We start from the raw sequence: 21,500 nt of genomic DNA, 5'->3' as shown, positions 1-21,500 counted from the left end.
AGGGTTTGGGTGGGGTGGAAGGCTTGGTTTATGGGTTTGAGCGGGCAGGTTGTGGTGGAACGGGCGGGTGCGCCCGGTACTGCGGCTGCCAACGGCGGTGGACCTCCCGGCGCCGGTGACCTTCCCAGCAAATACCCTTCCGGCGGCGGTGGGGTCGTTGAGGATGTGATGGAGGCGTTGGAGGACGGGGCGGCGGTGTTGGAGACTGCGCGTGCCCTGGCGTTACCGGCAGGACGGGTGTTCGATGTTCAGGAAGCAGCAGACTTCGCTGCCCGGGTCGAGGACCTCTCCCGAAGCATCGGCTACCTGCAGATCATCGCAGCCCACGCGGTCGAACGCACCCGCACCGAAGCCAAACACAACCCCGCACAGACCGCCCCGGGCTGGCGGACCGGCTGGACCGAAACCCCACACACCGCCCACGCGCACACACCCGGCACCACTGCCGTACCGGCCCCCGGTGTTACCGCACCCGACACCCGGGCGGGGTCCGGTAGTGTCCTGTCGTCCGGGGCGGGGACGGAAGCATGTGCCCGGGCTGGTCGTCCCGTCTCCAGTGCCGGTGCCGGTGCCGGTGCTGTGGTTGGGGCCGTTGTGGGGTCCGGTGCTGTTCGGTCTTCTGTGGCGGGGGCGGGTTCGGTGCTTGATGACGGGTACCGCAACGCCGCCGAGTTCCTGCGCGCCAGGCTCCGGATCGATATCCGCGAAGCCCGCCGCCGCCTGACCCAAGCCGCGCTCCTGCTGCCCGGAACCTCCCTCACCGGAGAAACCACCTCCCCACGGCACGAACACCTCGCCACCGCGTTCGCCGCCACCGACGTGCCCTCCCGCTCAGCGACCATCATCACCACAGCCCTCGAACGCGTCGCCTTCATCGCCCACCCCGACACCCTCACCACCATGGAACACGCCCTGACCCGCACCGCCACCCACAACGACCCCGACTTCCTGGCCAAAACCGCCCAACACTGGATCAACCGCATCGACCACGACGGACCCGAACCCACCGAAGAAGAACTCCGCACCATCCAAGGGGCCTTCATCCGCAAACCCCGCCGCGGACTCCACCACATCGAAATCTTCGCCACCGACGAACAATACGAAACCCTCATCACCACCATGAACACCGCCACCAACCCACGCCTGACCCCACACAGCCACCCCAACACCCCCAACACCGCCGGCCACAACACCCCCAACACCACCAACAGCCCGGGCACTACTGCCAGCCCCAGCGCCGCCACCAGCAGCGTCAGCAACACCAGCAGCGTGAACAGCGTCAGTGTCGCGAGGGTCACCGGGCACAGCACACCAGGGCCCGAACTGGACCGCCGCTCCCGCGCCCAGAAACTCCTCGACGGTCTCATCACCGGCTGCACCTGCGCCCTGCGCACCGGCAAACTCCCCGCCAACGGAGGCCTCAAACCCCAACTCACCGTCACCATCAACGCCAACGACCTCTACCCCCAACTCCAAAACCCACCGCACCACCCCGGCCAACCACCCCAGCCCGGCACCCCATCACCACAACCAGCCCACCCAACCCAGGGTGGCTCCTCAGTACGGCCGGGCAGCGCAGTACGGCCGGGCAGCGCAACAGCGACCTTCACCGGCCCCATCCACGCCAGCACCATCCGCAAAATCGCCTGCGACGCCGACATCCTGCCCGTCCTCCTCGGAACCAACGGACAAGTCCTCGACATCGGCCGCACCACCCGGATCTTCCCACCCCACATCCGCAAAGCCATCGCCGCAAGAGACCAAGGCTGCACCTTCCCCGACTGCACCATCCCCGCACCCTGGTGCGAAGCCCACCACATCACCTACTGGTCACAAGGAGGCACCACCAGCACCAACAACGGCACCCTCCTGTGCTCCCACCACCACCACCTCATCCACAAAGAACAATGGAAAATCACCACCCACCAAGGCATCCCATGGTTCACACCACCACCCCACATCGACCCCACCCAAACACCCCAACGAAACCACCACCACACACCCCACCGAACATGACACCCTGCCCCAAAACAGGAAACACCCACGGCCGCCCGGCACACCCCGGTCACTTGGCGCGCCCCCAGCCACCCCTCCGCGCCTCCAGCAACCCCTCCGCGCCCCCAGCCAGGGAGCCTGGGCGCCTTGGGACAACAAAACAACAGGACCCTCCGCAATCACGAAGGATCCTGTCACTCAGAACCGATATCAGTAACGGTGCTTGACTACACCCACGTGCCCCTACACGAACGCCGACTTCCCGGTGACCGCCCGGGCAACAATGAGGGAGTTGATCTCGTAGCTGCCCTCGTAGGTGTAGAGGATCTCGGCGTCACCGAAGAGTTTCCCCATCTCGTAATCCGTGGTGATGCCGTTACCGCCCAGCAGGGACCGGCCCATCGCCACGGAAGACCGGGCAAGACGCGTCGTTGTGGCCTTTGCCATGGCGGCCTGCACCATTTCCAGTTTTCCCGCCTGTTGTATGCGGGCCAGCTCAACCATCAGGGACAAAGATGCGTGGGCGTTGCCCAGGATGTCAGCGAGTTGCTGCTGAACCAGCTGGAATCTGGCAAGTTCCTTGCCGAACTGCAGGCGTTCAAGAGCGTAGGAACGCGCGATGTCGAACGCCGCCAGTTGAATACCCGCAGCCTGCCAGCCCACCCACGCCCGGGAATCCCGCAACAGTTCATTGGCCCGGGAGAACTCGGTGGCGCCTGGAAGGAGATTCGAAGCGGGAACCCGTACTTCGTCCAGGGTGATGTCCGCGTTTTGCATGATGCGGAGACCGATTTTGTTCGAGATCTTGGTAGCGGCATATCCGGCGCGGTCAGTCTCCACGATGAACCCCTTGATGTGGCCGTCAGCCTCATCCCGGGCCCACACCAAGGCGAAGTCTGCGATGGTTCCGGCCCCGATCCAGCGCTTGGCACCGTTGATGACCCATTCCCCGCCGTCGCGCCGCGCTGTCGTCGAAAGTCCTCCGGCGATGTCCGAGCCATGGTCGGGTTCTGTCAGGGCGAAGGCTCCCAACACGGAAAAAGCCTCAAGCCCGGGAAGCCAGCGTTGCTTCTGCTCGGGCGAACCCAGCTCATGGATCATGCCGACGATGAGCTCGTTATGGATCCCGACCAGTGCCGACAGGGAGACGTCGGCCCGCGCAATCTCGGTGTACATGAGCCCTTTGAACAGCGTGGAGGAGCCATCGGTCTGCAGTCCTCCGAGCCCGAATTTCGCCATGTCGGCCAGCAGCCCGAACGGGAATTCCTCCCGGTTCCAGTAATCGATGCTGGCAGCCCTGACGCTTGCTTGAAGGAACTCCCGGACCTCCCGGTAGCGGGCCCGCTCCTCATCGGGAAGCAGGTCTACTACGTGCATCAGGTCCGCCTCCGGGTAGGGAGGGAGGGCGTTAGCGGGAGCGGCTCCACTTGTGGTGGATGCGGCTTTCTCGTCGAGCATGTGACCCCTTCGTCATGTCCGGCGCGGGCTCTTCCAAACCCTTGGATGTCCTAGTATATTGCAAGGTGATGTGGATCACTAGGTAGCAGAAATGCCTCTACCAGACGCGGGCACACTGCCCCACGAAAGGCGGACTATGACAGTCACCGATGACTTCCGCGCGGCCCGGAACCGCCTTCTCGAGCTCCGCGAGGACTACAAACAAGCGCACAGCGAGTTCCAGTGGCCCCGGTTCGAACACTTCAATTTCGCCCTGGATTGGTTCGACCAACTCGCTCAGGACCCGGCACGCCAGGACCAGCCCGCACTGGTGATCGTCGAACAGGACGGCAGCTCCACCCGCCGTACCTACCGGGAACTTTCACAGCGCTCCAACCAGCTCGCCAACTGGCTGCGAAGCCAAGGCGTCCGGCGCGGTGACCACATGATCATCATGCTCGGCAACCAGGTGGAACTCTGGGAACTCATGCTGGCCGGCATCAAGCTCGGCATCGTCATGATCCCCACCACCACGCTCATGGGTCCCCGCGACTTGCAGGACCGCGTGGAGCGTGGCGGAGCCGCCTGGGTTGCGGTCGGCAGCGCCAACATCGGCAAGTTTGCCGCCGTCGAGGGTAACTACGCGCTTATCGAAATCGGCGCGCAACGCACCACTGCGGACGGCAGGCAGTATGCGGATTCGTACGACGCCGGTACGGACTTCACGCCCGACGCCCCCACCCGTGGGGACGAGACGCTGCTGCTGTACTTCACCTCCGGCACCACCTCCCGCGCCAAGCTCGTGGAGCACACCCACACTTCCTACCCGGTGGGCCACCTGTCCACCATGTATTGGATCGGCGTCGAGCCTGGAGACGTGCACCTCAATGTCGCCTCACCGGGCTGGGCCAAGCACGCCTGGTCCAACGTCTTCACGCCGTGGATCGCGGAGGCGTGCGTCTTCATCTACAACTACGAACGCTTCGACGCCTCGGCCCTCATGGCACAAATGGACCGCGAGGGCGTCACCAGCTTCTGCGCCCCTCCCACCGTGTGGCGGATGCTGATCCAGGCCGACCTCAAGCAGCTCAAAAACCCGCCAGGCAAGGTGGTATCGGCGGGCGAGCCGCTCAATGCCGAGGTCATCGGCCAGGTGGAGGAAGCCTGGGGTGTCACCATCCGGGACGGCTTCGGCCAGACCGAATCTACGGTCCAGATCGCCAACACCCCGGCCCAGCCCGTGAAGATCGGCTCCATGGGGCGTCCGCTGCCCGGGTATGACGTCGTTCTGGTGGACCCGTTCACAGGGCAGGAAGCCAACGACGGCGAGCTCTGCTTGCGTTTGGACCCCCGGCCCGTGGGGCTCATGAAGGGCTACTTCGGCGACGAAGCAAAAACCGCGGAGGCCTTCCGGGACGGTTATTACCACACCGGCGACATGGCCAGCCGGGACGAGGCCGGCGTCATCACCTACGTCGGCAGGGACGACGATGTCTTCAAGTCCTCGGACTACCGGCTTTCACCCTTCGAGCTTGAAAGCGTCCTGATCGAGCACCCCGCAGTGGCGGAGGCCGCCGTCGTTCCGTCCCCTGACGCGGTCAAGCTGTCTGTCCCCAAAGCGTTCGTGGTCCTTGCCGCGGGCTACCAGCCGGGACCGGAGATCGCCGAAGATATCCTTCGGTACTGCCGCGAACACCTGGCACCGTTCAAGCGCATCCGGCGGCTTGAATTCGGCGAGCTGCCAAAAACCATCTCCGGCAAGATCCGCCGCGTGGAGTTGCGCGGCACGGAGGTGGCCAGGCACAGTGACGGTCCGCTCCCGGCAGGTCTTGGGGTTGAATACACGGAGGAAGAATTCCCGAACCTGAAAGATTAGCCTCTCAGAGCTTGAAGGAGGACCATGGGCAATCCACTCCCCCGCGATCCCATCGCCGACGCCCAACGCAACTGGGAACGGCACGGCTGGGGCGACGTCGCGGCGCCCATGGCAGCCATCACCGCCATCATGCGGACCCAGCAGATACTGCTCGCACGCATCGAGACGGTCCTCAAGCCCTTCGGCCTGACCTTCGCGCGGTACGAGCTACTGGCACTCCTCAGCTTCGCCCGCAGCGGCGCGCTGCCCATGAACAAAGCGAGCGCGCTGCTGCAGGTGCATCCCACGTCGGTGACAAACGCCGTCGACCGTTTGGAGAAGGCCGCGCTCGTGGCGCGGTCGCCGCATCCCACCGACGGCCGCACCACGCTGATTGAACTCACCGCAGAAGGCCGGACGCTGGCGAAAAGGGCGACGGCGGCACTGAACGCCGAGGTCTTCGGCAAGTCGGGCTTTACCGACGACGACGTCGATCACCTCATCCGCGTACTGGGAACCTTCCGCAGGGACGCCGGGGATTTCACGGACGGGTAAGTCCTAGCCGGCGTTCCGCCGCGACACCAGGACCGGGCCGGGAGCATGATGCAGGACTGCGTGTGCAGTGGAGCCGATGGTCCCCTTGATGAGGCCGCGCCCTTTGGTGCCAACCACCACTATCCGGGCATCCGGCGCCGCTTGCAGGATGGCCCGGGGAACTGAGTGGTTAACCTGCAGTTCTCCGGTCACAGTGGTTTGGGGTGCCAGTTCACGTGCCTTGCGGACGGCGGAATCCACGACGGCCTCGGCCGCCGGGTAGGCGTCGATCGGGTCGCGCAACCGCCGCAAGCCAGCAGGCTCGGGAACCACATGGACTACCTTTAGGTCCGCTCCTGTCACTGATGCCATGGTGCATGCGTCCTCGAGCGCTTCGGGCGAGCCGGCGTCGTCGATAGCCACCACAACGGGGCCATCCGGGTGGTCAACGGACCTGATCACGGCCACCGGACAGGACGCGGTGGCCGCCATCTCCAGGCTGACAGAACCCACAAGCAAGCCAAGGAACCCGCCGAGTCCGCGGCTCCCCAGCACCAGCATCTCCGCGCCCACGGACAGTTTGCCCATGTGGTCCCGAGGCATGCCGTGAAGGAGGGTGGTGGTCACATCCACGGAAGGTTCGGCTTCTTTCACCACCGCCAGGCCCTCTTCAAGGACTCGTTCGGCGGCCCGTTCCAGCCCGCTGTCAGCGACGCCGGGAACCGGGCCAAGGTCGGAGGTCACAAGGATCCAGAGCGAGCAGTGGATCAGGTGAAGATGGCACCCGCGCAGCACGGCCTGGCGGGCAGCCCACGTTACGGCCTGCTTCGCTTCCGTGGAACCGTCATAGCCAACCACTATTTGTTTGGAGTCCGTCATGGCCAGAGCATACGACGGAATCCGGAGTGCGGGCCAGCGAAGGGCCTAGGGATTCCGGAGTTCGTCCATCGTCAGGTCCAGAATTTGGAGGTCGGTGTTGGCCACAGTCATGAGTCCGCGCACAAAGGCCTCGAATTCCTCGAGGCCTGCCATCCCTCCCCGGGCGAAGAACTCAATCCACAACTCGGTAAGCGACACGTCTCCGGCGGCGAGGACACTTGATGCCTCGCGCCGGATTACTTCCTGATCGATCACTTCCGGAACCTTCCGCTCTGCCATACCGCCACCCCCATTGGCTAGCTTTGCTTCTTTCTCCGTCACGGCACGACCATATTATCAGCATGCTTAGTAATCAACCACTTCTCGTCCACACATGCTTCGGGGACCTCCGAAAAGCCGGTCCAATGCCATTCTTTGGGGCAGGCAAAATTGTCACAGAACTGCCAGGACACAGCCGTCCTTCTTCCAGTCGTCGGGATAATCCGTCTATGAAGAAGGGTTCGGCGGCAATTCGTGTCGCCGCAGTGGCCGGAAAGTTAGCGCGTGAGCGTATAGATCAGCGCCGAAACGAGCGAAAGGGCGGCAATTCCGTAGCCGATCACCAATGCAGAAACCGCGAGCGCCCGCCCGCGTTCTTGCCGCTGCCCAATCTGGTTCAGGGCCACGTGCCCGGCGCCAACGGCGAAGACGGCGATGATGGCCATGCCGGCAAGGAACAGCCCAACCACGGCAAGGGCTGCAATACCGGCTGACACAATAGCCAGGGTATTCACCGGTGTCCCCGCTTCGGATGACTCAGCAGGGTCCACCGATTCGGCGCGAACGTTCTCCGTTGACATGTTCTCTCCCCATGTGGTCTGTTGCAGGCCCTCTTGTGAACAGGAGTCTATCCGGGCGCCCCACCTATTCCGCGCTGCGGGCCCGGGCCTGCGCGCCCCGCACCCGAAAATGACGCCGGCCCCACGCGATCGGACCAGGGCCCCACACGATCGGACCAGGGCCCCACACGATCGAATCAGGCGTCACACGATCGAATCAGGCCTTTAGCGGTGTTTGAATTCCGGTTCCCGCTTTTCCGTGAAGGCTGCCATGCCTTCCTTTTGGTCCTCTGTGGCAAACAGGGAGTGGAACACCCGCCGTTCAAAGAGCACGCCCTGGGCCAACCCCATTTCGAACGCCGCGTTGACTGCTTCCTTGGCCACCATGGCGGCCGGCTTCGACTTCGATGCAATGGTCTCGGCGGCTTTTAGTGCCTCCTCAACGACCTCCGCAGCGGGAACCACCCGGGAAACGAGCCCGGAGCGTTCGGCTTCCTCCGCGTCCATGAAACGCCCTGTGAGCACCATGTCCATGGCTTTGGCCTTGCCCACTGCGCGGGTAAGCCTCTGGGAACCGCCCATCCCCGGGATAACACCGAGGTTGATTTCCGGTTGCCCGAACTTGGCGTTGTCCCCGGCGATGATGAAGTCAGCCATCATCGCCAGCTCACACCCGCCGCCGAGCGCGAACCCGGACACGGCGGCGATGACCGGGATCCGCAAGCGCGTGAGGTCCTCCCAATGCCGGAACCAATCCGCCGCGTACATGTCCATGTAGGTGTTGGCGGACATTTCTTTGATGTCCGCCCCCGCTGCGAAGGCTTTGGCGGAACCGGTGATGACCACTGCCCCCACCCCGGGATCGCGGTCCATGTCAGTCACGGCTTCAACGAGTTCGTTCATCAAGGCCGTGTTCAGCGCGTTCAACGCCGAAGGCCGGTTCAGCGTTACCAGGCCAACGCGGCCACGGCGCTCCACCATGATGTTCCGGTACTGGGCTACGTCCTGGTGGTGCTGGGTCACTCCGCGTCCTTCTTCCGTAGTTTCCGTAGTCGTCGTAGTTTCCGTAGTAGTCGTCATGCCACCCTATTCCCCCGCCGTACCGTCGCCGCCGGCAGCACCCGGGGATTGCGACTTCTCCCGGATATCCGTGATGATCCCGGAGAAGTCCCGGGCAGCACCCTCCCCGGCGGCAAAGGCGTCGTAAATCCTGGAGGCCAGTGGCCCCATTTCGGCAGCAACGCCCGTACTTTCCAGGGCATTCACCGCCAGCCGGAGATCCTTTGCCATCAATGCCCCCGCGAACCCGGGCTGGTAATCGCGGTTGGCAGGGCTGGTGGGAACAGGACCCGGAACAGGACAGTTGGTTGTGAGGGCCCAGCATTGGCCGGACGCGTTGGACGCGACGTCGAACAACGCCTGGTGTGTCAGTCCCAGCTTCTCGCCGAGGACGAAAGCCTCGGCCACGGCGATCATGGAGACTCCCAGGATCATGTTGTTGCACACCTTCGCAGCCTGGCCGGCGCCGTGATCACCGCAATGCACAATCCGCTTGCCCATGAGCTCCAGGATCGGCTTCACGGTCTCGAAGTCCCCGGGCAGTGCGCCCACCATGAACGTCAGCGTCCCGGCTTCGGCACCCACCACGCCTCCGGACACCGGCGCGTCCACGCTTCGGTGTCCTGCAGCCACGGCCAGGGCCGCAGCTTCCCTGGCCTCGTCAACGTTGATGGTGGAGCAATCCAGGAACAGCGTGTCCGGTGGCGCCACGCTGAGCAGCCCCGGCCCTCCCACGCCCCGGTAGGCGTCCAGGACGTGCTTCCCGCTGGGCAGCATGGTCAGGACCACGGCAGCCCCCCGCACGGCGTCGGCTGCCGTGTCAGCCATGGGGATGCCATGTGCCACCGCAGCCTCCACTGCTGCTGGAACGGGGTCGTATCCCACCACCTCATGCCCGGCCTTGATCAGGTTGGCAGCCATGGGGCCGCCCATATGCCCAAGGCCCAGGAAGGCGATGAGTCCCGTTGCCGATGCTGCATTTTCTGTCATGATCGTCTCCTCCAACTGGACGGCAGTAGCCTCAACGTGATCGGCCCGGCTTTTCAACCCGACTGGACCGGCGTCGCGGAAAGCCCCAACTCATGCTCGCCGAGCGAGGCAAAGTAGCCTTCGACGTCGGACTCGTGGACGTCGGCGAGGGTGGCCGGCTTCCACTGTGGATTCCGGTCCTTGTCCACCACTTGCGCCCGGATGCCCTCGCGGAAATCGGGGCCGGAGAGGCAGCGGAGACCGACGCGGTATTCCTGGTCCAGCGCCTCTTCCAGGGACAGCCCCCGCACCCGCCGCAGGGACGCCAAGGTGACCTTCACCGACGTCGGCGACTTTACCGTGATGGTGTCCGCGGCGTCGGCGGCCTCACCTCCGGCCTCTCGCAGGCGGTGCACGATCTCTTCCGCGTCCTCTGCTGCGTAGCAGGAATCGATCCACTCCCGCTGCGCCGCGAGAGCCGAGTCCGGCGCGGCTTGGGCAATGCGCACGACGGCGTCTTCCGGCGTCGAGCCTTCCAGCGCTTCAGTGAGTGCCGGGAGGCTTTCGGACGGGACGAAGTAGTCCGCGAGTCCCAGGAACAGGGCGTCCGCCCCGGACAGGTGCGCGCCCGTGAGCGCGGCGTGGGTCCCGGTTTCCCCGGGGGCGCGGGAGAGCAGCAGGGTTCCGCCGACGTCGGGCACGAACCCGATGGTTGTTTCCGGCATCCCCGTGCGCGTCCGTTCGGTGACGATGCGAACAGAGCCGTGCGCGGAAACACCTACGCCACCGCCCAGCACCAGCCCGTCCATGAAAGCGACGTACGGCTTGGGATAGTTGGCGATGAGGGCGTTGAGGCGGTACTCGTCAGCCCAGAAATCAGCGGTTTCCGAGCCCCCGTGCAGCATGTCCTTGTAGATGGCCACGATATCTCCCCCGGCGCAGAGGCCCCGATCGCCGGCGCCGCGCACCAACACCGCAGCAACCGATTCGTCGTCAGCCCAGGCAGCCAGCTGCTGCAACATGGCTTTCACCATGCCGGCATTGAGGGCGTTGACTGCCCGGGGCCGGTTGAGCGTCACGATGCCGAGGTGGCCGCGCCGCTCGAAAAGAACTTCTTCCTGCTGCACTTCTTCGATGATCTGCTCTCCCATCAGCTGCCTGCCGGCATCACGAAGCTGGCGCCCTGGCGGATACCGGAGGGCCACCGCGAGGTGACGGTCTTGGTCTTGGTGTAGAAGCGGAAGGCATCCGCGCCATGCTGGTTGAGGTCGCCGAACCCGGACGCCTTCCACCCGCCGAACGTGTAGTAGGCAATCGGCACGGGGATGGGAACATTGATGCCCACCATGCCCACTTCCACGCGGCTGGCGAAGTCGCGGGCGGAGTCGCCGTCGCGGGTAAAGATTGCGACGCCGTTCCCGAACTCGTGCTCGCTGCAGAGCCTGAGCGCTTCGTCGTAGTCGGCCGCCCGGAGGACGCTCAGGACAGGACCGAAAATCTCCTCCTTGTAGATCTTCATATCCTTGGTGACGTTGTCGAAGAGGGTGGGGCCTACCCAGAAGCCGCCGTCGTATCCCTCAACGGTGAGGCCGCGGCCGTCTGCCACCAAGGTGGCGCCCTCGTCCACGCCGGACTGGATGTAGCCCTCGATCCGTTCCTTCGCAGACGCCGCGACCACCGGCCCGAAGTCCGCGTCCTTGTCCAGGCTGTGCCCGACCCGGAGTTCCTTAACCCTCTCGGTGAGCTTGGCAACAAGGGCGTCCGCTGTTTCCTGGCCCACCGGGACGGCTACGGAGATAGCCATGCACCGCTCTCCAGCGGAACCGTACCCGGCACCAATCAGGGCGTCCGCGGCCATGTCCAGGTCGGCGTCGGGCATGATCACCATGTGGTTCTTCGCCCCGCCGAAGCACTGTGCGCGCTTCCCATGCGCGGCGGCCGTGGCGTAGATGTACTGGGCGATCGGCGTGGAACCGACAAAGCCGATTGCCTTGACCCTCGGGTCCTCAAGAAGGGCGTCCACGGCTTCCTTGTCCCCGTTGATGACGTTGAAGACGCCGTCCGGAACGCCGGCTTCGCTGTAGAGCTCGGCGAGCCGCAGCGGCACGGAGGGGTCCCGCTCGGACGGTTTGAGGATGAAGGAGTTGCCGGCAGCGAGCGCCGGTCCCGACTTCCACAACGGAATCATGGCAGGGAAGTTGAAGGGCGTAATGCCGGCAACAACACCCAGCGGCTGCCTCAGGGAGTGGACATCGATCCCCTGGCCTGCGCTGTCCGAGAATTCGCCTTTGAGCAGATGCGGCGCCCCGGCGGAGAACTCCACCACTTCGATGCCCCGCTGGATATCACCCTTGGCGTCCGCGAACGTCTTCCCGTGTTCGGAGGACAGCAGCTTGGCCAGCTCGTCCATGTTGTCATTGACGAGGTCCACGAACTTCAGCAGGATGCGACCCCGCCGCTGCGGATTCATGGCAGCCCATTCGAGTTGGCCCTTCTCGGCGTTCGCGACGGCGTTGCGCACCTCCTCGGCGCTGGCCAGCGGCAGGCGGGCCTGGACTTCGCCGGTGCAGGGATCGTAGACATCGCTGAACCGGCCGGACGTGCCGTCGATCCTTTGGCCGCCTACGTAGTGTGAAAGCTCGCGCACCATAGTGGAAATGCTCCTTTGCATCATTAGTGACTGCCGTGCCGATCAATACCGCACAACACGTCCGGAACACGTGCATGCATGTGATCCAGATCATCTCTGCAGCCGAATATACTCGGACTTCCTACTAATTTCCAGAGGGCCGCTGCGGAAGGAACGCGGGAGGCTGACGCTGGCTTGAAGGCCGCCTAATGCACCTCGCGCAGCTCCTTGTAGGCATCCAGTGCGTCCTGCCTTGACGCTTTCAAGTCCACGATTTCCGCCGGGTAATCCGGGGTGCCGAACTCCGGAATCCACTGCGCGATGTACTTGCCCTGCGGGTCGAACCGCACGCGCTGGGCCTCCGGGTTGAAGATGCGGAAGAAGGGCGAGGCGTCAGCCCCCGAGCCTGCCACCCACTGCCAGTTGGCAGGGTTGGACGCCGGATCCGCATCCACCAGCGTGTCCCAGAACCATTGCTCGCCCAGCTGCCAATGGATCCCCAGGTTCTTCACGAGGAAGCTCGCGGCCACCATGCGCACCCGGTTGTGCATCCAGCCCGTTTCCCACAGTTGCCGCTGTCCCGCATCCACCAGGGGGAACCCCGTTCGCCCCTTTTGCCATGCCCGGAGCTCTTCCGGGGCCGACTCGTGCCCGGGGTGCCGACCGTCGTCGCCGGCAGAAGCGCCGGCAGACGCTCCGACAGAAGCGCCGGGCCAGGCCCACGGGAACCTGTCGAATTCGCTGCGCAGGTTGGCCGTGGCCAAGGTGGGGTTGTGGAAGTACTGGTGCCAGCAGAATTCGCGCCAGCCCAACTCCGACGCGAAGATCGTGGCACTTTCCGACCTCTTGGAAGATATTGCCTGCCACACCTCGAAGGGGCTGAGTTCACCCCAGCGCAGGTACGGCGACAGGGAGCTGCTGCCATCGGTGTCCGGACGGTTCCGCCCTTCACTGTAGGAATCCAACCCGTTGCCCACGAACTCCTTCAAGCGGGCATGGCCGGCTGCGGACCCGGGAGTCCACCGGGCGGCCAACCCTCCGGACCAATCCGGTTTGGTGGGCAGCAACTGCCAACTCTCCAGGGAGTCGTACCGCGGAAGCGTGCCGGTGAACCCATGGCCACGAGCGGGAAGCGGCAGTGGTTCGCGGAATTCCTGAGCAGACACCGCCTTCCAGAACGGGGTGAACACCTTGTACTGGGTGCCGGTCTTGGTGCTGACCTTCCAGGGCTCGTGGAGCAGGGTGGCTTGGAAACTCTCCACGTGCAGCCCGGCCTCAACCGCCCAGCCCTTGATCCCGGCGTCGATGGTCCGTTCCACCTCGCCGTACCGCCGGTTCCAGAACAGCGCGCCCGAACCCACCGCCGTCGTGGTTTTCTGCACCACCTCAGCAGCGGGCCCGCGGCGCAAGAGCAGGGGTATTCCCAACGCGTCCAGGTCCTCCCGGAGGGCGAGGAGGGAATGGTGCAGCCACCACTTTGCTGCCCCTCCGTGCGGCCGGATGCCCGGCGACTCCTCGTCCAGGACGTAGAGCGCCACTGCCGCTCCATCGTTGACGGCGGCCCGCAAGGCCGGGTTGTCCCTGACCCGGAGGTCGTCGCGGAACCAGACGATGGATGGTTTCACTTGCGCCCCTTACCGCCGGTACACCGGCTGCTTAAATGGCTGATGCCCTTAGGAACGAATCCTAAGGGCATCAGCTGAAGATAAACCTAGACGGCCTTTGCAGGCAGGACGACGTCCCCGCCATCCTCGACTTCCGTCACGGGAATCGGCGGAACGACTACTTCCACTACTTCGTCCGGGATGCTGTTGAGTACGTAGTCGCGGGCGGCGTCGCCAATCATCCGGAGCCCCGGGTAATACCGCACGCCATCGCGCTTCTCGTGTTTTACTCCGCTGGTGCGCACGGACGTGAGGAATGCACTGTCCGGAACGGGAACCTTGTTTCCAAGGACGCACCAACTGATGTAGAGGCCGTACAAGGCCTCGAAGTCCAAGCCTTCTTCGCTGTCTTCTTCGTATATAACGCATTCGCGAAGGAACGCGCCGATCTGGGTGTCCGTCATTACAGAGTCCTCCGGCGTACTTCTTTACAACCGCCGGTCTGCATCAGCGAATACTGCAACTCTCATTGTAACCGCCATTCGCTTCGGATAAGAGGGTTCACGGTGAACTCCGGGTTTACTTCGGGTGCCTGACGGGCATCAGGGTGGATGCCGCAACCGGCGCCGGACATCCCAGGCTCTGGTGTCCCACAGCCCTCCGGCGTACCGTCAACTACATCCCGGCCCACGCTGTTCGAAGGACAATCCCATGACCGGTTGGAATACGGAAACGGCTGCCGGACCGCTGGGCGCCGGGACCATCACGCTCGTGGAAGGCTCGTCCTTCTGCATCTCCGGACCCAACGGGGACATCCACCCGGACCTACCCCAAGGCGTCTTCCACCTGGACACCCGGATCCTTTCCCGCTGGCAGCTCCGCATCAACGACCAACCGTTGGAGCCGCTGGCGGCCGAACTGAAGGAACCGTACCGCGCCCTCTTCGCCTGCCGGGTTCCCCGTCCCGACGGTTACGCAGACAGCCCGCTCCTGGTGGAACGGATGCGCGAAGTGGGGGCGGGGATCCTGGAAGAAATCACCGTCCGGAACTACTCGAGGCAAGCTGCCCGCTGCACCATCACCCTCACCGCAGAGGCGGACTTCGCAGACCTCTTCGAAGTCAAGGAAGCCCGTATTACCCGCGTATGGAAGGAAACCCGGCGGGTGGAGAACGACTCCTTGGAGATCAGGGGTCAGTGGGAAGGATTCCGGAAGTCGGTGATCATTCGGGGCGAAGGCGCCGGGGCCGGTTCCAAGGCCCTCGGCTTCAGGGTCACCATCCCGGCGTTCGGGCAATGGAACACCCGGGTCAGCGTACTCCCGGCGGCAGAGGGCAAACCTTTCAGCCATCCGTCACGGGGTGAGTTGTCACCCAGCGACCGGCGCCGGCAGGAATGGGTGGCCAAGATTCCCGTCCTGCAGATCGGCAACCGTTCCATCCAGCGCACCCTGCGCCGGAGCTATGAAGACCTCGGAGCCCTGCGCATCCAGGACCCGGACCACCCGGAAAGGGTGGTGGTGGCCGCGGGAGCTCCGTGGTTCATGACGTTGTTCGGCAGGGACTCCTTGTGGGCCTCGGAGATGGCGTTGCCGGTGGATCCTTCCCTCGCCCTGGGCACGCTCCGCACGTTGGCCGACCGGCAGGGAAAAGAAGTAAATACAGACACCGAAGAGGAACCCGGGAAGATCCTCCACGAGGTCCGCCTGGACGTCAGCAGCGGCCAGGCCTTGCGGGGCAGTTCCGCCTACTACGGCAGCGTCGACGCCACTCCCCTCTTCATGGTTGCGGTGGGGTCCGTGAGCCGCTGGGGCTTCGCCAAGGACACCATCGCCGAACTCCTGCCCAACGCCGACCGCGCCCTCGACTGGATCCGCCACTACGGCGACCGGGACGGCGACGGGTATGTGGAGTACGGCCGCCCCAACCAGCACGGCCTCATCAACCAGGGGTGGAAAGACTCCTGGGACGGCATCAACTTCGCTGACGGTACCCTCGCCGAGGCGCCTATCGCCTTGGCCGAGGTACAGGCGTACGTGCACGGCGCCTACGTGGCGCGCGCCTGGATGGCTTACGACGACGGCGACCTCGCCTTGGCCTCGGAGCTGCGGGAACGCGCTGACCGGCTCAAACAGAAATTCAATGAGGACTTCTGGATGCCGGACAAGGGCTACTACGCTGTTGCCCTCGATAAGGACAAGCGCCAAGTGGATGCCTGCGCATCGAACATGGGCCATTGCCTGTGGTTCGGGCTCATGGACGAGGACAAGGTTCCCTCGGTCGTGGAGCACCTGATGTCTCCGAAGATGTTCAGCGGTTGGGGCGTGCGGACCCTGGCCACGGACATGGCCGCCTATAACCCGGCCAGCTACCACAACGGCTCAGTGTGGCCGCACGACAATGCGATCATCATGTCCGGGCTCCTGCGCTACGGCTACATCGAAGAAGCACAGAGGATCGGCACGGCACTCCTGGAAGCCGCGGAGTATTCGGACGGCAGGCTTCCCGAGCTCTTCTGCGGCTTCGACCGGGCCAGGTTCACCGAGCCGGTGCCCTACCCCACCGCCTGTTCACCCCAAGCCTGGGCCGCGACCACGCCCATCCACGTAGTGACCAGCCTGATGCGGTACGACACCCACATTTCGCTGGGCGGCATATGGCTGGATCCGGTCCTGCCACCCGACTTCGGGGATGTCCACATCAGCAACGCCCCCATGGGGGATGCGCGGATCACGATCGATGCTTCAGGCACCGACGCCACGGTCCGCGGCATCCCCGAGGGCCTCACTGTCTACCGCGGACAACGCCCCTGGATGTCCGAGTTGGTTGAACAGCCGCAACTGTGGCGGCCGGACACGCTGCATCGCCCCGGTGATGCGGCAAACCGGGGCGATGCACCCGCCTAGCTTGAGGAGACAAGCCCTCTAAGCGTCGATCACCATATCCGTCTTGGCCGTGGAACAGCAGGGCAGGAACTTGCCCGCATCGATTTCGCGTTTCCGGATCCCGCCCTGGTGGTTCATGTCGATGTCGCCCGACAACTTGACCACCTTGCAGGAACCGCACATTCCTTCCTTGCAGTTGGCGCCGATCCTGACACCCGCACGCTGGGCCACCTCGAGGATGGGCTCCGTGGGGTCGATCCGCACGTTGATGCCGGTGCGCATGAAGGACAACGTGAGGCTCCCGGTCCCCACCGTGTTGAAGCTCGAAGCATCGGGAGTCTCCGCTTCAGCCTCCGGCGAGGTGCCCGAACCGCCGTCGTTGGCTTCCGCACCGGACGTCGCGTCGGCGTCGACCGCTTCGAGCGGCAGGCCCGTGGCTTCCAAGGTGCCGTCTGCGTCGTACCTCGGCTCGTAGAGACCGAAAGCCGCAGGCTGGCTCTCGAAGTAATCCTCGGCGGAGTCGGCGATTTCCTCGGCAATTTCTTCTGCGATGTCCGTGGCGAGGGCCACTTCGGCCGCATATTCAAGGAGCGTCTGGCGGTCACCGGAGAAAAACTCCATGTAGATGGAGGTGTCGTCGACGCCGACCTTCTTCAGGAGCTCCGTGGCGTTGTTCAGGTAGCCCTCGGGACCACAGGCGTAGACCTGGCGTCCGTTGGCGTCAGGGGCCACCTCGTCAATCATGGCCGAGGTCAGCCGTCCGGTGAGGCCGTCCCAACCATCGGGCTTGCTGCGGTCACCCAGGGAGTAGAAGACCCGGATCCGCGAGTCCACGGAAGCGATGTAGGCGAGCTCCCGGTGGAAGGCGAAGCCGCCCGCTTCCGCACCGTGGTAGAGCACCACGACATCCGCGTGTCCCGGCAGGGAATGGATGGTCCGCACCATGGACATGATGGGCGTGATGCCGGCCCCGGCTGCGAGCAGCAGGTAACGGGCGCGCCGGTCCGCATCCGGCAAGTGGAAGGCGCCGACCGGCCCGAGCATCTCCAGCACAGTGCCCGGCTTGACGTTCTCATGCACCCACGGAGAGACCAGGCCGCCGGCGTCGCGCTTGACGCTGATGCTGAAGGTCCACGGCTCGGTAGGCGAACTGGACAGCGAATAGCTGCGGTCCACAGGCTCGTGTTCCCCGCCGTTCACGGGGAACGCGATGTTGACGTACTGCCCGGCACGGAACGCAAGGGGTGCGCCGTCGCAGCGTCGGAACACGAACGTCATGAGGCCGCCCGCTTCCGGGATGGTCTCCACGCATTCGGCCGTGAACTCCTGGGGGTGCCAGGGACCCAAGGCGCGGGCTGCCCGGGCGGGGGTGTCGCTGCGGCCCATCACCCTGTTCCACGGCATCTCGAGTCCGCGGATGCGCTGTGGCTCCTGGACGGCCGTTTCGGTGAGGAGTTCCGTCATGCCAAGTGCTCCTGGACGCGCTGCACGTACCAGTTGATGAAGGCCTCAACCTGGTACTCGCTCTTCATGTACGGGCCGGGTTCGTAGGCGGGGCTGCCTGCACCCGTCTGGCACAGCTCAACGAAGGCCTTGTCCTGGAGGTTGGTCTGCTTCCAGGTGTAGGTGAGCTTGTCCAGATCGTAGTCCACGCCTTCCACGGCGTCGTCGGCAACCAGCCACGTGGTGCGGACCAGGGACTGGTGTTCGTTGATGGGGAAGACGCCGAAGGTGATGACGTGGTCGCCCAGGAAGTGGAACCAGCTGTTGGGCTGCAGGTGCATCGAGCAACGGCCCAGGCGGAAGTCGGGCAGGTCGCCGAGCAGCTTCTTGGAAAGGCGGCGTCCGTCGGCCGAGAACGATTCGCCTTCGCCGTCGAGGGATTCGCGGGAGATGCGGATACCTGCAATGCGGGTGTCCAGCTCTTCCACCACCTCATAGGGCAGGCCGTAGCGGCGGCAACGCTCTTCGAGGGAGGCCTGGGCTTCCTTGTTGCGGTCCCAGACGTCTTCGAGGTGGGTGGGGATAAGGCCCTCGGTCAGGCCCCAGGTGGGGAACAGGGAGCAGGCAAGTTCCGGGTGGCCGTCACAGTGGTAGCACTCACGGTTGTTCTCCATGACGAGCTTCCAGTTGCCCTCTTCGATGATGTTCTGCTGGTAGGCAATCTTCGTCTTGGACAGATCGTGCGGCCCCAGGTAGGGCTCAAAGATCTTGGAGGTCTCATCAAAGTCTGTTGGCGGCTCGTCGGCGATGCAGACGAAGATGAGTCCGGCAACCTCGCGGCTGTGGGCGCGCTTAAGCGCGAAGCAGTTCTTGTCGAACTTGGCCTCGCCGGGAGCGGAAGCGTGGATCAGGTTGCCCTCGGGCGAATAGGTCCAGGAGTGGTAGCCGCAGACCAGGTTTCCGGTGGAACCAGCCGACTCCGTCAGGACGCGCGCACCGCGGTGGCGGCACACGTTGTGCAGGACGTTGACTTCGCCGTCATCGTTGCGGAGAACGATCAACGAGTAGGGTCCGTAGTCCACGGTGATGTAGTCGCCCGGCTCGGGCAGTTCGGCAACGCTGCCCGCGTAGATCCAGTGCTGGCCGAAGATGGCCTCCATGTCCACCTTGAAGATGGTCGGATCCGTGTAGAACGGGGCATCAAGGGAATAGCCCGTGCGCCGGAACTCAAACAACGCGCTGATTTCAGCCAGCTGATCGGCAGGCAATGATGAAACGATCTTTCCGCGTGATGCAGGAGCGACGTTCACTGGAGCAGTCATGGGTTTCCTCCCGGGAGGCTGGGTCATTAAGTAGTTCATGGGGACCGCGGTGCGTCATCGCAACCGCCTATGTCGAAGTCTTCGTAGTACGAGATTAGGGACGATTGAACTGCAACAAAAGCGCAATATTTAGGAGATAACCGTGCACTATCTGTGCATGATTGATTCATGATCGATCCGCGCCTCCACACCCTTCGCGTCTTTGCCCGCTGCGGCACCGTGGGGGCTACTGCCGAACTCACCGGCTACTCCCCTTCCGCCGTCTCCGCACAGCTGCGGGAGCTCCAGCGCGTACTGGGAATGCAGCTCCTAACGAAGGACGGCCGCGGAGTGCGCCTCACCGCCACAGGCCGCTTCCTGGTTGCCGGTTCGGATGGCCTGGTTGCCGAGTGGGAAAGCCTGCGTGCCGCCGCCATGGCCGCCGGCGACCAGGTCCAGTCCCATTTTGGGCTCGGGGGGTTTTCGACGGCGGCAGCCCAGCTGCTGGCGCCCCTCGCCGCGACATTGCGCTCGACGCGGCCGCTGTTGGAAGTCCAGGTACTCGAGGCAGACCCGTCGCGTTGCTTCGATTTGCTCGTGGCCGAACGGATCGACCTGGCCGTGATCGTCGCCATGCAATCCGATAGCTACGGGGAGGACGATCCGCGCTTCGAGCAAACGTTCCTGTTGGACGACCCCTTGGACGTCATCATTCCGGGCGACCATCCGTTGGCCTCCCGGGAAACAGTCACACTGGAAGAACTGGCATCGGAGCCGTGGATCACCGAAACCGCCGGCTCCACCTACCATGCACTTTTTACCGCCGCCTTCACCGCGGTGGGAGTCACACCACGGATAGCCCATGAGGCCGTTGAATGGGAGACGCAGATCGCTTTTGTGGGGGCCGGTCTGGGCGTCGGCCTGCTTCCGCGGCTGGCACCCCTGCACAACGCGGAGAACGTCGTTCGACTGCGCATCACGGGCAAGGGAAAACCGGCCCGCCGGATTGTGGCAGCTGTGCGACGGGGCAGCATCGGCTCGCCCTTGATCAAGGAATCCTTGGAGATCCTCCAAGGCACGGCGCAACGGCTCCTTAAGACCAGGTTGGAAGACGAATCCTGAGGATCTTGGGCCAGTGGGCGCGCCAGGCCCACACTGGGTAGCCGCTGCCCGGCCACGCAAAATTCCTAGTCCGCAAGCACATCACCGTAGCTTGCCTCAATGACACGCATGCGCTCTTCCGCCGATGCCCCCAGCTTGCTGTGGACCGCGGCAATGAGAGCCTCGGCCAGCGCAGTTGCCGGAACAATACTGTCGAACGATCCTGCGGCTTCAACCCTTGCCGGCAAAACGACGTCTGCCGAGAAGGAGACGGGTGAGAGCCATGGATCGGTAATCAGCACCACCTTGGCATCGCGCGCACTTGCAGCCTCGGCGAGGTCAACAGTGTTCTTTTGATAACGGCGGAAATCAAAGAAGACACAGACGTCGCGGCGGCCGAGGTTGGCGATGAAAATGGCATCGTCGTCCGGATGTTGGCTATGCACGGACGTGTTCGGACGCATCAGGCGGAGGTGCAGGTCGAGGTACGAGGCAAGGACATGGGAAAACCTGCCGCCAATCATGGTGATACGCAGCGACGGATTGCACAGCAGCGCAACCGCACGGTCAAACTCGTGTTCCGGGAGCGACGACACCGTACTGTTAATCCCTCCAATGGCCGTTTCGGCCACGGAATGCGCTATTTCCGGAGCCCTGGAATCGCCACGTATCCGGCCTTGAAGCGTCAGGGGTGAAGCCCGTCGCGCTTGGACCTCACCCCTCAGGGCATCTTGGAAGTCTCTGTATTTACTGAAGCCCAACCGGCTGACGAACCGGAGCACAGTCGGGGCGCTGACGTTGCCTTTTTTGGCAAAGGACACCGTGGACTCCAGCCCGGCCGTCGGGTAATTGGCAAGGAACACGCGTGAGAGCTTGAGTTCGGCCGGCGAAAGCGAGCCCTGAATCTGCCGGATTCGATCCGCCAAGGTCAGTCCTGATGTGTGGTTGTCCAATGATTCCATCGGTTCGAACTGTGACACAGCGGTCCTTTCT

18 protein-coding genes are annotated in these 21,500 nt (G+C 64.1%); 5 read left to right on the top strand and 13 right to left on the bottom strand.

Annotation, left to right across the window (positions count from 1 at the left end; genetic code table 11):
• The first annotated feature begins 30 nt into the window (after positions 1-30).
• Positions 31-2,016, top strand: coding sequence for an HNH endonuclease signature motif containing protein (locus AUR_RS12740; RefSeq protein ID WP_241650920.1), 1,986 nt, complete (start codon positions 31-33; stop codon positions 2,014-2,016).
• 222 nt (positions 2,017-2,238) lie between these two features.
• On the opposite strand, the gene AUR_RS12735 is transcribed toward AUR_RS12740, so the two are convergent.
• Positions 2,239-3,453: an acyl-CoA dehydrogenase family protein gene (locus AUR_RS12735; RefSeq protein WP_062094894.1), complete on the bottom strand. Its 1,215-nt coding sequence runs from the start codon at positions 3,451-3,453 to the stop codon at positions 2,239-2,241.
• 136 nt (positions 3,454-3,589) lie between these two features.
• On the opposite strand from AUR_RS12735, the gene AUR_RS12730 reads away from it, so the two are divergent.
• Positions 3,590-5,308 (top strand): AMP-binding protein, encoded by a 1,719-nt coding sequence (locus tag AUR_RS12730; RefSeq protein WP_062094892.1) that lies wholly within the window; start codon positions 3,590-3,592, stop codon positions 5,306-5,308.
• Positions 5,309-5,332: 24 nt separating this feature from the next.
• Positions 5,333-5,842 carry a MarR family winged helix-turn-helix transcriptional regulator gene (locus AUR_RS12725; protein WP_021471053.1) on the top strand — a complete coding sequence of 170 codons (510 nt, stop codon included), beginning with the start codon at positions 5,333-5,335 and terminating at the stop codon, positions 5,840-5,842.
• Between the two features lie 3 nt (positions 5,843-5,845).
• On the opposite strand, the gene AUR_RS12720 is transcribed toward AUR_RS12725, so the two are convergent.
• The 9 genes from AUR_RS12720 to AUR_RS12675 all read right to left on the bottom strand — a co-directional run bounded on the left by AUR_RS12720 (position 5,846) and on the right by AUR_RS12675 (position 14,243).
• Complete coding sequence (locus AUR_RS12720) at positions 5,846-6,700, bottom strand: universal stress protein (protein ID WP_021471054.1); 855 nt, start codon at positions 6,698-6,700, stop codon at positions 5,846-5,848.
• A gap of 45 nt (positions 6,701-6,745) precedes the next feature.
• A complete protein-coding gene (locus AUR_RS12715; protein ID WP_128397167.1) occupies positions 6,746-7,021 on the bottom strand; it encodes a hypothetical protein in 276 nt (91 codons plus the stop codon).
• Positions 7,022-7,236: 215 nt separating this feature from the next.
• Positions 7,237-7,539 (bottom strand): DUF4190 domain-containing protein, encoded by a 303-nt coding sequence (locus AUR_RS12710; RefSeq protein ID WP_021471056.1) that lies wholly within the window; start codon positions 7,537-7,539, stop codon positions 7,237-7,239.
• A gap of 204 nt (positions 7,540-7,743) precedes the next feature.
• Positions 7,744-8,541, bottom strand: coding sequence for an enoyl-CoA hydratase (locus AUR_RS12700; protein ID WP_021471057.1), 798 nt, complete (start codon positions 8,539-8,541; stop codon positions 7,744-7,746).
• A 63-nt stretch (positions 8,542-8,604) separates the two neighbouring features.
• Positions 8,605-9,567 (bottom strand): 3-hydroxyisobutyrate dehydrogenase, encoded by a 963-nt coding sequence (gene mmsB, locus AUR_RS12695; protein WP_062098968.1) that lies wholly within the window; start codon positions 9,565-9,567, stop codon positions 8,605-8,607.
• A 53-nt stretch (positions 9,568-9,620) separates the two neighbouring features.
• Positions 9,621-10,697, bottom strand: a complete 1,077-nt coding sequence (locus AUR_RS12690) for an enoyl-CoA hydratase/isomerase family protein (protein ID WP_062094891.1) — start codon at positions 10,695-10,697, stop codon at positions 9,621-9,623.
• A complete protein-coding gene (locus AUR_RS12685; RefSeq protein ID WP_021471060.1) occupies positions 10,697-12,196 on the bottom strand; it encodes a CoA-acylating methylmalonate-semialdehyde dehydrogenase in 1,500 nt (499 codons plus the stop codon). Before AUR_RS12685 ends, AUR_RS12690 begins: the two co-directional genes overlap by 1 nt.
• Before the next feature lie 185 nt (positions 12,197-12,381).
• Positions 12,382-13,800 carry a cryptochrome/photolyase family protein gene (locus tag AUR_RS12680; RefSeq protein ID WP_062094890.1) on the bottom strand — a complete coding sequence of 473 codons (1,419 nt, stop codon included), beginning with the start codon at positions 13,798-13,800 and terminating at the stop codon, positions 12,382-12,384.
• Positions 13,801-13,886: 86 nt separating this feature from the next.
• Positions 13,887-14,243, bottom strand: coding sequence for a hypothetical protein (locus AUR_RS12675; RefSeq protein WP_062094885.1), 357 nt, complete (start codon positions 14,241-14,243; stop codon positions 13,887-13,889).
• A gap of 247 nt (positions 14,244-14,490) precedes the next feature.
• Between AUR_RS12675 and AUR_RS12670 the strand changes: the two genes are divergently transcribed.
• Positions 14,491-16,683, top strand: coding sequence for an amylo-alpha-1,6-glucosidase (locus AUR_RS12670; RefSeq protein ID WP_128397166.1), 2,193 nt, complete (start codon positions 14,491-14,493; stop codon positions 16,681-16,683).
• 18 nt (positions 16,684-16,701) lie between these two features.
• Here AUR_RS12670 and AUR_RS12665 read toward each other — a convergent pair whose 3' ends face one another.
• Together AUR_RS12665 and AUR_RS12660 are read right to left on the bottom strand one after the other, a co-directional pair.
• The gene (locus tag AUR_RS12665; protein WP_062094881.1) at positions 16,702-18,126 is read right to left on the bottom strand and encodes a ferredoxin reductase; all 1,425 of its coding nucleotides are present in this window, start codon (positions 18,124-18,126) and stop codon (positions 16,702-16,704) included.
• Positions 18,123-19,427 carry an aromatic ring-hydroxylating oxygenase subunit alpha gene (locus AUR_RS12660; protein WP_062094879.1) on the bottom strand — a complete coding sequence of 435 codons (1,305 nt, stop codon included), beginning with the start codon at positions 19,425-19,427 and terminating at the stop codon, positions 18,123-18,125. The genes AUR_RS12665 and AUR_RS12660 overlap by 4 nt, the downstream gene beginning before the upstream one ends.
• A 168-nt stretch (positions 19,428-19,595) precedes the next feature.
• Between AUR_RS12660 and AUR_RS12655 the strand changes: the two genes are divergently transcribed.
• Positions 19,596-20,528: a LysR family transcriptional regulator gene (locus tag AUR_RS12655; RefSeq protein ID WP_021471066.1), complete on the top strand. Its 933-nt coding sequence runs from the start codon at positions 19,596-19,598 to the stop codon at positions 20,526-20,528.
• A gap of 65 nt (positions 20,529-20,593) precedes the next feature.
• Here the strand turns inward: AUR_RS12655 and AUR_RS12650 are convergent, their stop codons facing one another.
• Positions 20,594-21,487, bottom strand: coding sequence for a MurR/RpiR family transcriptional regulator (locus tag AUR_RS12650; RefSeq protein WP_197521501.1), 894 nt, complete (start codon positions 21,485-21,487; stop codon positions 20,594-20,596).
• Positions 21,488-21,500: the final 13 nt, after the last annotated feature.

Source organism: Paenarthrobacter ureafaciens (genome assembly GCF_004028095.1).
Lineage (GTDB): Bacteria > Actinomycetota > Actinomycetes > Actinomycetales > Micrococcaceae > Arthrobacter > Arthrobacter ureafaciens.
The sequence above is the reverse complement of the archived record's forward strand: the minus strand, read 5'-3'. Positions and strand labels throughout refer to the sequence as shown.

Bases quoted from the DNA above. Each gene is read 5' to 3' on its own strand.
- AUR_RS12725 (WP_021471053.1), top strand. From the start codon at position 5,333: ATGGGCAATCCACTCCCCCGCGATCCCATCGCCGACGCCCAACGCAAC.
- AUR_RS12720 (WP_021471054.1), bottom strand. From the start codon at position 6,700: ATGACGGACTCCAAACAAATAGTGGTTGGCTATGACGGTTCCACGGAA.
- AUR_RS12655 (WP_021471066.1), top strand. From the start codon at position 19,596: ATGATCGATCCGCGCCTCCACACCCTTCGCGTCTTTGCCCGCTGCGGC.
- AUR_RS12675 (WP_062094885.1), bottom strand. From the start codon at position 14,243: ATGACGGACACCCAGATCGGCGCGTTCCTTCGCGAATGCGTTATATAC.
- mmsB (WP_062098968.1), bottom strand. From the start codon at position 9,567: ATGACAGAAAATGCAGCATCGGCAACGGGACTCATCGCCTTCCTGGGC.
- AUR_RS12735 (WP_062094894.1), bottom strand. From the start codon at position 3,453: ATGCTCGACGAGAAAGCCGCATCCACCACAAGTGGAGCCGCTCCCGCT.
- AUR_RS12710 (WP_021471056.1), bottom strand. From the start codon at position 7,539: ATGTCAACGGAGAACGTTCGCGCCGAATCGGTGGACCCTGCTGAGTCA.
- AUR_RS12740 (WP_241650920.1), top strand. From the start codon at position 31: ATGGGTTTGAGCGGGCAGGTTGTGGTGGAACGGGCGGGTGCGCCCGGT.
- AUR_RS12730 (WP_062094892.1), top strand. From the start codon at position 3,590: ATGACAGTCACCGATGACTTCCGCGCGGCCCGGAACCGCCTTCTCGAG.
- AUR_RS12685 (WP_021471060.1), bottom strand. From the start codon at position 12,196: ATGGTGCGCGAGCTTTCACACTACGTAGGCGGCCAAAGGATCGACGGC.
- AUR_RS12690 (WP_062094891.1), bottom strand. From the start codon at position 10,697: ATGGGAGAGCAGATCATCGAAGAAGTGCAGCAGGAAGAAGTTCTTTTC.
- AUR_RS12665 (WP_062094881.1), bottom strand. From the start codon at position 18,126: ATGACGGAACTCCTCACCGAAACGGCCGTCCAGGAGCCACAGCGCATC.
- AUR_RS12670 (WP_128397166.1), top strand. From the start codon at position 14,491: ATGACCGGTTGGAATACGGAAACGGCTGCCGGACCGCTGGGCGCCGGG.
- AUR_RS12660 (WP_062094879.1), bottom strand. From the start codon at position 19,427: ATGACTGCTCCAGTGAACGTCGCTCCTGCATCACGCGGAAAGATCGTT.